Annotated in this window: 9 protein-coding genes; 5 read left to right on the top strand and 4 right to left on the bottom strand. The window is 62.6% G+C overall.

Annotated elements, in window-relative coordinates:
• Positions 1-18: 18 nt before the first annotated feature.
• Both J8C05_RS07115 and J8C05_RS07110 read right to left on the bottom strand, forming a co-directional pair.
• A complete protein-coding gene (locus tag J8C05_RS07115; RefSeq protein WP_211421560.1) occupies positions 19-672 on the bottom strand; it encodes an MXAN_5187 C-terminal domain-containing protein in 654 nt (217 codons plus the stop codon).
• Positions 647-2593, bottom strand: a complete 1947-nt coding sequence (locus J8C05_RS07110) for a M1 family metallopeptidase (RefSeq protein WP_211421559.1) — start codon at positions 2591-2593, stop codon at positions 647-649. The genes J8C05_RS07115 and J8C05_RS07110 overlap by 26 nt, the downstream gene beginning before the upstream one ends.
• A gap of 132 nt (positions 2594-2725) precedes the next feature.
• Between J8C05_RS07110 and J8C05_RS07105 the strand changes: the two genes are divergently transcribed.
• Positions 2726-4171, top strand: a complete 1446-nt coding sequence (locus J8C05_RS07105) for an APC family permease (RefSeq protein WP_211421558.1) — start codon at positions 2726-2728, stop codon at positions 4169-4171.
• Here J8C05_RS07105 and J8C05_RS07100 read toward each other — a convergent pair.
• Positions 4165-4992 carry a glycosyltransferase family 2 protein gene (locus J8C05_RS07100; protein WP_211421557.1) on the bottom strand — a complete coding sequence of 276 codons (828 nt, stop codon included), beginning with the start codon at positions 4990-4992 and terminating at the stop codon, positions 4165-4167. The two genes, J8C05_RS07105 and J8C05_RS07100, sit on opposite strands and share 7 nt — an antisense overlap.
• A 238-nt stretch (positions 4993-5230) precedes the next feature.
• On the opposite strand from J8C05_RS07100, the gene J8C05_RS07095 reads away from it, so the two are divergent.
• The 3 genes from J8C05_RS07095 to J8C05_RS07085 all read left to right on the top strand — a co-directional run bounded on the left by J8C05_RS07095 (position 5231) and on the right by J8C05_RS07085 (position 9155).
• Positions 5231-7234: a SpoIIE family protein phosphatase gene (locus J8C05_RS07095; RefSeq protein WP_211421556.1), complete on the top strand. Its 2004-nt coding sequence runs from the start codon at positions 5231-5233 to the stop codon at positions 7232-7234.
• Between the two features lie 112 nt (positions 7235-7346).
• The gene (locus tag J8C05_RS07090; RefSeq protein WP_211421555.1) at positions 7347-8471 is read left to right on the top strand and encodes an ArsA family ATPase; all 1125 of its coding nucleotides are present in this window, start codon (positions 7347-7349) and stop codon (positions 8469-8471) included.
• Between the two features lie 21 nt (positions 8472-8492).
• Positions 8493-9155, top strand: coding sequence for a cation transporter (locus J8C05_RS07085; RefSeq protein ID WP_211421554.1), 663 nt, complete (start codon positions 8493-8495; stop codon positions 9153-9155).
• Between the two features lie 31 nt (positions 9156-9186).
• On the opposite strand, the gene J8C05_RS07080 is transcribed toward J8C05_RS07085, so the two are convergent.
• On the bottom strand, positions 9187-10155 hold the full coding sequence (locus tag J8C05_RS07080) for a zinc ribbon domain-containing protein (RefSeq protein WP_211421553.1): 969 nt from the start codon (positions 10153-10155) through the stop codon (positions 9187-9189).
• 443 nt (positions 10156-10598) lie between these two features.
• Here J8C05_RS07080 and J8C05_RS07075 point away from each other — a divergent pair, with 443 nt between their 5' ends.
• The gene (locus J8C05_RS07075; protein ID WP_211421552.1) at positions 10599-12284 is read left to right on the top strand and encodes an aspartyl protease family protein; all 1686 of its coding nucleotides are present in this window, start codon (positions 10599-10601) and stop codon (positions 12282-12284) included.
• Positions 12285-12315: the final 31 nt, after the last annotated feature.

Here is a 12315-nt window from a genome sequence, read left to right as displayed (position 1 = left end):
GTGCTGTGGAGAAAAGGATTACTTGGCTTTGAACTTCACTTTGCCATCAACGATGTCCACGGTGAAGTTCACCTGGTCCGTCTGGCGTTCGGCGCACAGTTTCTGGGTGTTCTGGACGATGATCTGCCGGAACTGCTCATAACTCGTGTTGACTGGCTCACCCACCGTGCGCTTGGCCTGCTGGAGGCTCTCGTAGAGCCGGCGAATGTTGGATTCCTGTTGGTCCTGCGATACGTGGCGGCTCATCTGTACCGTGGTGGGTTCAAAACGTGGCGGCAGCGGGTTGTTTCGGAAGTCACTGAGCACGGCATCCACATCGAGTTCGTCAATGGCTTCGCCGAACTCTTCGCGGCGGCGCTCCTCGTTTTCACGGAAGTTCACCAGATACTGCGTACGCAGGTCACGTCCTTCTTCCCGGTCCTTCACGGTGCGGTCCCAGAGTCGCTGGAAAGCTGCCAGACGCGCCAGGATTTGATTGAAGCGAAACCGTTGCTGAAACCGCAGCGATTTGTTTTCCTCGATTCGCTTCACCATCTTGTCAATGCGGTATTTCGTGTCGTAAGGCGGGCGCTCCCGTCCCCCATTGAAAAAGATGTCAAACTCGATTTTGAGACGGCGGATTTCGGTTTCGAGCTGACTGAGTTGCTCATCGAGTGAAGTCGGTTCGCTCATGGCCCTCGTCCTCGCAGTGCTGGGAATGCCTGTGGGGAAAGACTACACGACTCAGCAATGGATTGCATCGCCGATGTGTCACGGCCGTGGCCGACAGCCCCGGCTGATACCAGTGCTGATGCCGGTGCTGACAGCCCCACCATCCCACACCCGCTACTTCCCGGAGCGGCGCTGTTTCGCCGACGACTTCCCGAATCAGGCGGTGCTGCGGATCAAAGCGAACCGCCCGTGGCGCAGCGTCAAGCGGGAGTGAAAATTCCTGCTCGGCCCGGGCTTCGACAAACCACCGGACAGTCTGCCGGCGTCCCTGGGCCGAGACGATCTCCACTTCAACCGGGGTGCGGAAATACTCCGTCTGCACGTGTCGGGATGCCGGCTCCGGCTTCTGCACCTGGCAAACCTTCACGGTAAGTTGCCGCCGGTCGGCGTCGTAACGATGAGTGACTTCAAACACCGGATGTCCCATGCGGTACACCCACTGGTCAAAGAACCAGTCAAGCCCCATACCGCTGGCTTCTTCCATCGCCCGCCGGAAGTCGCCGGTTTCGACGTTCTGGAACTGGTGCCGTTGCAGGTAGTGCCGGATGCCTTCGCGCCAGGCTTCGTCGCCGACGACAAACCGCAGCATGTCGAGCACCAGCGCGCCGCGTGAATAGGCGTAGGCGTCAAAGAGCAGGTCCGGGTGGGCGAACTGCCGGGTGACCATGGGCCGCCGCAGCCCTTCATTCCAGGCCTGGTGATACGTGGCGTGGTGTTCGGCCAGGATGGCCCGCAGCCGGGCCATCCCAAACCGCTCCCCCATGTAGAGCGCCTCGAAATAGGTGGCAAAACCTTCGCTCAGCCAGATTTCCGACCAGTCCCGGCACGTCACCAGATTGCCGAACCACTGGTGGGCCAGTTCGTGAGCCTGCAGGGCTTCGATGTTATCGAGTTCCTCATGGGCGCGGGGGAGCAGGTTATCGGCCAGGTGGGTCGTCGTGATGTTTTCCATGCCGCCGCCAAACTCGGCAATCATCGTCTGGGCATATTTGGCATAAGGGTAGCGGATGCCTGTTTCGGTCGAAAGAAACGCCATCATGCGCGGCAGGTTGGCGAAGGCGCGCCGGGCGTCGGCGTACCGGTCAGGATAGACGTAGGATTGCACCGGAATGCCGTCGTACTCGTTGGTGATGACGCGGTACTGCCCGATGGCAATCGAGAGCAGATAACTGGCATGCGGCTGTTCCATCCGCCAGTGGACGGTGTGCGTACCGTCGCCGTTGTCTGTATCCGAAACCAGCCGCCCGTTGCTGATGACCGTGTAGGGTGTTTCGACCGTGGCGCGGACTTCCGAGGTGAACTTGTCACTGGGAAAGTCAAAACAGGGAAACCAGTTGCGATTGTATTCGGTCTCACCCTGGGACCAGATTTGATACCGGCGTTTGGAAGCCGTCGAGGTCGGGCGCAGAAATGTCAGTCCCGTGCCAAACACGCCGAAGAGTCCGCCGGTGGGCGGTGTCGCCCGGGCCTGATAGGTGATGACCAGTGTCACGGTATCGCTTCGCCCATAGCCTCGGTCGAGCGAAATCGTGAGTTTTTCGGCCGCTTTGTCGTGCTGGAAGTCCAGCTTTGCACCGCTTTCCGTGGTGACTTCGAGAACAGTCATCGGCTGCCCGGCATCGAGCGTGAGGCGGCGGAAATCCGACCGGACAGGCTTGAACGTCAACCGCGCCGTGCCGTGGACGGTTTCGGTTGGCCAGTCGAAACGCAGGTCCAGCGCCAGGTGCTGCGTATCGAAATCACTGATGCGTGTCCACTGGGCGGGCGGGGCTTCCGGGTCCGCCCGTTGGGCCAGGGCGACCGGCCGGAGTGGCCATAGCGTCACGAGTCCAAGGAGCAGGAAGCTGGCGAGGGAGCAGGCAGTCAGGCGGGCCGGGAACATGTTGCTTTCTTTTGGAAGCGGGATAAGGTGGCAACACCATACCTTTGTCGTCACAACTTTGTACTCCCTGACGGAGGCTGGCTCAACCGGCAGCGGCTTCATCGCCGGCGTCGGGCTGTCCGTCCTGAAACTATGGCTTCTGTACCGACCGACGAACCACAACTCCGGCGTGGACTGACCTTGACCGACGCGCTGGCGCTGACCGTTGGGACGATTATCGGAACGGGTGTTTTTCTCAAGACGGCCGTGATGGGGCAGGCGCTGGGTTCACCGCTGGCCGTGCTGGCCGCCTGGGTGGCTGCCGGTTTGCTGTCTCTGGCCGGCGCCCTGACCTACGCCGAACTGGGTGCGATGTTGCCACGCGCCGGCGGTGAGTACGTGTTTCTGCGCGCGGCTTATGGCGATTGGCTGGCCTTTCTCTACGGCTGGATGCGGTTTGCCGTGGCCGCGGCCGGTTCGATAGCCATTTACGGCGTGGGATTGGCCATTTTTCTGGGCGGGGTCGTGGACTATGGCCGTCCCTGGTATGTCACGACATTCCGCCTTTTCGGGGCTGATATAGCCTGGCAGTTCGGGCCGCGCCAGCTCATCGCCATTGGCGCAATCACGTTGTTTTCACTGCTCAACAGCCTGGGTGTCGTGGTTGGGGGGCGGCTGCAATCCGTACTGACGGCCGTCAAGGTCGGCGCCATCGTCGCCATTGTGGGGGGTATTCTGCTTGGCTCGCCGACCGGGAACTGGTCCAACGTCTGGGTCTCTGACGTGCCGGCAACGGTCAATGTCACAACCTTCGGGGCGGCCATGCTGGCGGCGCTGTGGGCGTTCGATGGTTGGAACAACCTGCCGATGGCGGCCGGCGAGGTGCAGCATCCCGAACGGAACATCCCCCGGGCGCTCATCTTCGGCATGCTGATCGTGCTGACGGTGTATGGCCTGGCCAACCTGGCGTACTGCTACGCCCTGCCGATGAGCGCCATTGCCACGGCCAACTCCACGGCCTACCCGGAAGCGCCGCCCGTGGCGACCAGAGCCGCCCAGACGTTCTTTGGCGACGGCGGGGCCCGGCTGGTGTCCGTGGCGTTCGTGCTGTCGAGCCTGGGTGCGCTCAACGGTTCTATTCTGACCAACGCGCGGGTGCCCTACGCCATGGCGCGGGACGGCCTGTTTTTTGCCCGCTTCGGGCAGCTTAACCGGGCGGCTGTGCCAGCCTGGGCCATGCTGGCGCAGGGACTCTGGGCCTGCGTTCTGGCGGTGTCCGGCACGTTTGACCAGTTGACGGATTATGTCGTCTTTGCGTCCTGGGTGTTTTACGGCCTCGCCACGGCCGGGGTATTCGTGCTGCGCCGGACGCAGCCGCAGGTGGCGCGTCCCTACCGGACGCTGGGGTATCCCGTCGTGCCGCTGGTGTTTCTCGGCGTGGCCGGGTGGCTCATCGTCAACACGCTGGTGACCAATCCGGTTTCATCCGGGATTGGTCTGGGCATCATTGCTCTTGGGTTGCCGCTCTACGGATTCAATCGCCGCCAGATGCGCCAGCGCACAACCGAACAGCATGTCAACAATGCTCCGGTTCAGTGAGGCAAGTCCGCGTGGGTGGCGTCTTCCGGCGTCTGTGCCGGGTTTTCCAGCGCCGGGTTATCCGGCGTGGGCGGTGCGGCAGCAAGGGCGCGGGCCTTGGCGTACTTCAAAAACACGTAATGCGCGGCAAACCAGGCAATGCACAGGCCCGGGAAGCCGTCGAGACAGCCCAGGCGCAGGAAATAGGTTTTGAAAAAGGTGGCCGGCGGCCAGAAAAGCAGCTTCCAGAACGGGCACTGCTGCCCGGCGGCCAGGAGTGCCCGGGCGGCCAGGTCGGTGTAGCGGTTCATTTTGGCGTGGTGGTCAGCCAGGGAGGTGATGGCCTCGTGCTCGATGTCTGCGTCGAGGTGGCCGACCGGCCCCATCGGCTCGAAGGACTCGTGAATGAACTCGCCGCGCCAACGCCCGGCGCCACGCCGATAGAGCCGCAACTGGCGGTCGGGATACCAGCCGCCGTACCGGACCCACTGCCCAAGGTAACGGTTGCGCCGCCGGACGGTGAAGGCCACGCAGGGCGACGGCGTCTGCATGGCTGTGTGAATGGCCTTGTGCAGGGGCGGCGTGGCACGTTCGTCGGCATCAAGGCAGAAAATCCAGTCGCAGGTGGTCAGGGTGTCGCCAAAGTTGCGCTGCGCGGCGTAGCCGGTGAAGGGATGCCAGACAACCCGCGCCCCGTGCGCCGTGGCGACTTCGGCCGTGGTATCGGTGGTTGTCGTATCCACGACGACGATGCGTTCATCCGCCCAGGCGACGGAATCCAGCGCCGCCGGCAACCGGGCGGCTTCATTGCGGGCAATGATGATGACGGCAAGGGTGGGCATCCGGGGTGGCTCGCTTGCAGGGCGGCCGGGAACACTTTAGCGTAGCCCGACGAAAAACGCGCCGTCGGTACAGGATTGATACAGGAATGATTGGGCAGGACGGTTGGGCATGACAGCCTGGTCAAGGCGGACATCCCGAATGTTTGTAGTGTGGCTTCCCTGGGCGGTGGGTCTCTGGTGGGGGCTTGTCCTCAGCGCAGGAAGTCCGGCCTTTGGAGAGCCGGTTCCAAGGGTGACGATGGAACACCCAACGTCACTCGATGGGAAGTGGCTGTTTCGGACGGGAGATGACCCGGCCTGGGCCGCGCCGGACACGACCAGCACCGGATGGACGCCCATCGAAATCACCCGGCCGTGGGGAAAACAGGGCTATCGCGGGTATGCCGGCGTGGCCTGGTATCGCCAGACCGTGCAGTTGCCGCCGGAAGCTGGAGCCTCCCGCGCCGGGCTGGGACTGGCGCTGGGGGGAGCTGACTGGGCGAGTTATGAGGTCTATGCCAACGGGTATCTGGTGGGGCGCTTTGGGCCATGGGCTGGACAAGGCACGTTTGCCGTTCCACATCCGCAGTTTTTCTTCATACCGGCCGAGGCCCTTTTGCCTGGCCGGCCGCTCGTCCTTGCCGTACGCTTCCGGCCGTTTCCGGCCAGCATGCAGCGGACACCCCAGGGAGGTGGTTTCGACGGCGGCCTGTTTCTCATCGGAGATGCCCTCCAGGTGCAGCAGGCGGTTCAGTTGGCCATCCTGGAACGCAAGCAGTCACAAGTGACCGAGCTCGTGCTGGCGCTGGTGTTCTTTCTGGCCGGGCTGTTTCACCTGCTGTTCTTTCTCCGCCGCCGCGAGCAGCGCGAGTATCTGTGGTTCGGGCTTTTCGCCATTCTGTTTGCCATCAACTGGTATGGGTCAGGGGCGCGGTGGTGGGCTTCGGAATGGATAGATTATGTGTCGCTGTGGCAGCTCAACAGCTTCACGATCTCCGTCCTGTTCATACCGCAGGCCTGTTTTCTGTGGACGCTCTTTGGGCGGCGCATGGGGTGGTTCGTCAAAGGCTACCTTGGCCTCCTGGCGCTTTTGGGGATAGCGCCCGTGGTGATACCCAGTCTGGCCTTTTCCCTGCTGATTTCGACGCCACGGGTATGGGTATCGCTGTTGTTCCCGGCGCTGTTCGTGGCGCTGATCGTTGCCGAAGCCAGACGTGGAAACCGTGAAGCACGGACGATTGTGGTCGGACTGCTTATCTCGATGAGCTGCACACTCAACGACCTGCTGGGCATCCGGCTTGGGTTTTATACAACCATTCCTCTGACTTCGTGGGGCCTGGCAGCCATCCTTCTTTCCATGGCGCTTTCGCTCGCCAACCGTTTTGCCCGCGTCTATGGCGAACTCGATGCCCTCAATCGTGACCTCGAAGCCAAGGTGGTGGAGCGAACCTCGGTCATCACCCGCCAGCGGGATGAACTGGAACAAAAGCAGACCGAGTTGACGGACAACATTGCCTACGCACAGCGGATTCAACAGGCCTTGCTGCCGGAAGCCGATGACCTGGCCCGCATCGGCCGGGGCGCTTTCGTCTTTTTCCGTCCGCGGGACGTGGTGAGTGGCGACTTCTACTGGGTTCACCACACCTCCCAGGTCACGTACCTGGCCGTTGCCGACTGTACCGGACATGGGGTTGCCGGGGCGTTCATGTCCCTCATCGGGATTGATTTGCTCAATCGCCTGGTGGTGGAAATGCCTCCGCCGGGACTGCTGCTCGAACGGCTCGATCTGGCGGTGCGCCACGCCCTGCGCCAGACACAGGGCCAAACACATGGAACGGCCGCCAGCGACGGGATGGAAGTGGCCCTGTGCTATCTTCGGCACGACAGCACACAGATGACGTTTGCCGGTGCGCGCCGCCCACTCTATGTGGTTCACCTGGACGGAACCTGCTGTGAGGTCAAGGGGTCCCGCCGGAGCATCGGCGGGGAGCGACAGCGGAGTGACCGCTACTTTGCTGAAACAACTATCGAACTCAGCACGGTGCGCAGTTTTTACCTCACCAGCGACGGTTTCGCCGACCAGAATGGTGAACACTCGTCTCGTGGACTGGGGGCAAAAGGACTACGTACGTTGCTGGCACGTCAGGCGCTGCTGCCCCCGGCGCTTCAGGGGAAGGAACTGGCACTGGCTTTCGAGCGGCATTGTGGAACAGCCGTGCAGCGCGATGACGTCACCGTGCTGGGCGTGTTGTGGCAGGCTTGAGTCCAAGCCCAGGTCGCGCTGGTGTGTGGCATTTCGTGCCTGAACCACATATCGTTGGCTGCCAGCCCACGAACAACCCTCATTCTGGCAAGCAGGCTCCAAAGGAAAGCGTATGCGGATTGTGACGTATTTTGGCAAAGGAGGCGTCGGAAAAACGACGCTGTCAGCCGCCACGGCCCTGGCCTGTGCCGCCCGTGGCCACAGGACGCTCCTGATGAGCGTCAACGCCGGGCATAACCTCGGCGACGTACTTGGAACAACGGTCGGACATGCACCAACGCCGGTCGCTCCCAACCTGGAGGCACGTGAAGTCAGCGCCCTGGCCGAAATGCGCACCCAGTGGCCCGAAATACAGGATTACGTGGCCACGATTCTGCGCGGAATTGGCACGGGCAAGTCGGCCTACGTGCAGGAAGTGCTGCTGTTCCCGGCGCTCGAAGAACTGACGGCCATGACGGAAATCTGGCGGGCCAGCCGCGAAGGGCAGTATGAGGTCGTGGTGGTGGATACGCCGCCCACGGCCGGGATGATGACCCTGCTGTCCGGCCCGGAAGGTCTCAAGTGGATACTTTCGAGCATCGAGACCTGGTATCGGCGGCTGGCCCTGGTGGCGACACCCGTGATGCAGTCCCTTTTCCCCAGCCGGAATCCGATGGACATGCTCCCGGAAGTAAGCCGCCGGGTCGGCGAAATGCGGGCGGCGCTGACCAACCCGGAAGTGACATCACACCGTCTGGTGACGCGCCCGGAACGGCTGGCCGTGACGGACGGCCTTCGCCTGGTGACGTATCACCATTTGTACGAATGTCCGGTGGAAAGCATCTTCGTCAATCGTGTCCGCCGGGAGTTACCCACGCAGAAAGCGGCGCTGGCTACCTTGGCGCAGAGCTCTGCCGGACTGCCGGTGGTGGAAGTACCCGACCAGGCGGAAGAACCCATTGGGTTGCCAGCCCTGACGGCGCTGGCCGAACATGTCTTCAAAGGACGCGATCCACTGGAACGGGCTTTGCCGTCGCCGTTGATGACGCTGGAAGCGGGGGCCGAGGGTCAGCATGCCCTCAAACTCCGGCTTCCCAACCTGGAGCTGGAACGTCTTGACCTCGTCACCCGCGCCGGTGAACTCGTGCTTGAAATCGGTCATTTCAAGCGGAACATCCCGCTGCCGGCCGAAGTACGGAACAAGGAAGCCGTTGGCGCCGACTACAGCGGTGACACCCTGACGATCACTTTTGCCTGACGGTGCGGGAGACAGGCTGCCATGGGAAGCTGCTGCCACGACGAAAGTGCGTTCAATCCCTGTTCCGCGCGGCAACGGCGTACGCTGTGGCTGACGCTCGGCATCAACGCGCTCATGTTTGGCGTGATGGTCGGTGCGGCGTGGTATGGCCGTTCGACAGCCCTGCTGGCGGACAGCCTGGACAACCTGGGCGATGCGCTGACCTACGGACTGAGCCTCTACGTGGTTTCCCGTGACCGGGCCGCCAAGGCGCGCGTCGCCCTGTTCAAAGGCGGCCTCATCCTTGCCGCCGCCGCAGGGGTTGTGGTGCAAATCGTCCACCGGCTCTTCCATCCGGGCGTGCCGTTGTTTGAGGTCATGGGCGTCTTCAGTCTGCTCGGACTCGCCGCCAATGGCGCCTGCCTGTGGCTTCTGTGGCAGCACCGCGAGGAAGACATCAACATGAGTTCCGTCTGGGCCTGTTCCCGGAATGATGTGGCAGGGAATGTGGCGGTTCTGGTGGCGGCCGCACTGGTGTGGTTGACAGCGGCGGCGTGGCCGGATGTCGTGGTGGCCAGCGGGCTGGTGCTTCTGCTGCTCGTGTCGTCGGTGCGGGTGCTTTCGGCGGCGCTGGCGGAACTCCGTGTCGCGGCCAAAGCGTCCCCTGCCCAAACAACGGACCTGCCCACCAGCTTGCCCGGATGACCGTTCGCGTGCGCAGTTCCGGGCTGTGGGCCTACGGTTTGGCCGGAAGACCAATCGTGAAATAGGCACGGGCCAGCGGCCGGTCACCATCCTGAATTTCAACCAGATAGGCCCCGGAAGACAGGGGCATTCCATCCGGCTGATAGAGCAGACGGACGGCCTGCTGGCTTTCGGTCAGGGACTGAATGGACTGGGCCATCAGCGGCGCGGCCGTTTCGAGCCGACGCCAGACCACACGGTAGTCGCCATCGGGGCGGGTGCGGCCACTGACGCGAATGGCAACCGCCCGGATGCCCGCCGGAAAGGCACTGGACGCTGCCTGGAAGTCAAAGGCATCGGGTTCGGTCGGCAGCACCCGAAAACTGCACAGCTCGATGCGGGTGATGGAAGCGTCGAGGAACTCCGTGCCCGTACGCGCTGCCGGGGTGGCTGGCGTGGGTTTTTCGCCAAAGACATAGACGGCAACAAACAGCGCCAGTCCGGCCAGAAAACCCAGCGCCACCAGCGTCAGCATGAGGTACACAAAGCGCCGGCCGCTGTCGGCTGCCAGTTCCTGTGCCGGTTCCGGCTCCGTGGCCGCCGGGCCTGACGATGTGGGTTGGGATGGGGCAGCGGCCGGGACGGCCTGCCCCACCACGGTTTTGAGGGCGTCGGGAGGCGGCTTGGGCGGTGTGACGGCCTGCCCCACCACGGTTTTGAGGGCGTCGGGAGGTGGCTTGGGTGGTGTGACGGCCTGCCCCACTACGGTTTTGAAGGCGTCGGGAGGTGGCTTCGGCGGTGTGACGGCCTGCCCCACTACGGTTTTGAAGGCTTCAGGTGGCGGACTGGGTGGTATGGCGGCCGGACTTTCAACCGTTCTTGCCAGGTCTGGTGGTGGCAGGGCCGTGCCAACAACCGTCGGCGCCGATGCGAGTGGGTCAGGGAGCTTTTCGCCACAGTTGCGGCAAAACTTCATCCCCGGCGCCGCTTCGGTTTGACATTCGGGACAAACAATTTTCATGGCTCAATTCAGGGCCCGACTCATGGCTCGACTGGGACGGGTGTCCGTCCAGGACGAGGCACAGAAGATGGTGACTCCCATGCTAGTTCCCTTGGCGATGAGGGTAAATCGGAATTCCGTCCGGCGGGCATATCCCCGGTTGGGTGCTCCGCGGGCGTCAGGCAGATACCTCCGGTGAGGGACGGCGGCCACGCCACATCTTTTTGCATACCGGCGCGGGTTAGCCTATAATCCTGCCCACGCACAACAAACGCAGGCTATCGTTCGGCTTACTCCTTTTTCATACGTTGCAACGCCTTTTTGGGTCAGAGCGGGTTTCGGTCTGACGGCTCGGCTTTAGGTTTCCAGCAACCCGGTGATGGTGCAAACGGGCTGCCCCCCAGTTCCCGTGCTTGCGCGGATTCGGTTGTGTCTCATCTGCTCATTCAGGGAGGTTGGTTCTCATGGGAAGCTTGCTCCGCGCTACCCGTTTATGGCGGCCGATGGCTTTTGAAAGCCTGGTACGGTGGACAACCGTCCTGTGCCTGACGTTTTGCGTTACGCACTGGGGGACGGTGACGTGGGCCGCACCTTCAGTCCTGGGGGGGGATGAGGCTTCCGAGGCGCGTCGCCAGGCGGCCAACCTCGTGAAGCAGGGGCGCAAATTGGCGCGGAACGGGGACTTCGAGGCGGCTGAGGCCGTGTACCGCCAGGCGCTGGCCCTCGATACGGAACTGGCCCCGGCACGCTGCGGCCTGGCCTGGCTGCTTATCAAGACCCGGCACCATGCGGAAGCCTACGATGTGGTGCGTCCATTGCTTGCACCGCTGTCAAAGCACGATGAAGCCCTCGCCATTTCAGGCGTGGCGCTCCTGCGTTCCGGTTACTTTCGGGATGGTTTCGAGGCCCTCAAGCAGGCGCTCGCGCTTAAGCGCAACAATGCCATCGCCATGGCCGGGATTGCCGAGCTGGCCTGTTATGAGAATCAGCTTCCCATGGCGGCGCAACTCATCATGGCCGCCATCAGTGAAAGCCCCGAAGAGCCGGACTATCACCTGCTGGCGGCGCGGATTGCCTCCCGGCTGGAGAATTTTCACTTTGCGGCCGACTCCCTGCGCAACTTCCTGCGGCTTGCCCCACGCACGGACAGCGAGCGGCGTGAGCGGATCGAAGGGGTGATTCGTTTCTACACCTACCTTGGAACCTCACGCATCAACGTCGTTCAGGAACGCGCCGATGCCCTCATTCCCTTTGAACTCCACGGGCGGCGGCCGCACATCAGTGTGCGCATCAACGGCAAGGGGCCGTTCAACTTCGTTCTCGACACCGGGGCCAGTTCCTGTGTGCTTTCCAACGAGGCTGCCGCCAAACTCGGTATCCGTCCGGTGGCCGCCGGAGGACAGGCCCGGGCCGTGGGCGGGAGCGGGACATTTCCTATCGTCTATGGCGTCCTGAAGTCGCTTGAACTGGGCCCGATCAAGATTGAAACCGTGCCGGTCTATCTCCGTGACATTCAGAGCCTGAACAGCCACGGCGCCAAGGTGGATGGCTTTCTGGGACTGTCAACGCTCGCCGATTTTGTTCTGACCCTTGACTATTCACAGCGAACGCTGGGCTTGCGTTACGCTCCACGCGATGCTGCGCCCAAGTCCCAGCCGGCTCCGGCAGGTGATGGTGCGACCCGTCTGCCTTTCCGCCTGACGGAAAGCGGACTCATCAGTGTTGAGACACAGCTCGATGACGGCCACATCCTTAACTTCATCCTGGATTCGGGTGCCAGTGCCTCGGTTGTGGATCAATCGGTCGTCGAGCGGCACAACTGGCAGTCCAAGATTCTTCCCGATCAGTGTGTGCGGATCGTCGGCGCGGCCGGGTCATCCGAAAAAGTGCCGGTTCTGGCGATTGGTGCCATGCGGATTTATGACCTTGTGCGCCCTGATCTCCGTTTGCCGGTCATTGACATGCGCCGCCTCAATGAGTCATCGGGTTTTGAACAGAGCGGTATCCTGGGGGGCGATTTCCTGAGCCACTGCCGTATCGAGATTGATTTCCGGCAGCAGCAGATTGCCTTCACACCGGCTCCGAACGGTATTGTCAGACGCCAGATCGAGGTGCAGCCGACAGCCAGTGGCACAGAACCCACCCGCTGAACCGGTGCGTTCTTCCTGGCGACTCAAGCCT

The sequence above is a fragment of the Chloracidobacterium sp. N genome (assembly GCF_018304765.1).
GTDB classification, from domain to species: domain Bacteria; phylum Acidobacteriota; class Blastocatellia; order Chloracidobacteriales; family Chloracidobacteriaceae; genus Chloracidobacterium; species Chloracidobacterium aggregatum.
The sequence above is the reverse complement of the archived record's forward strand: the minus strand, read 5'-3'. Positions and strand labels throughout refer to the sequence as shown.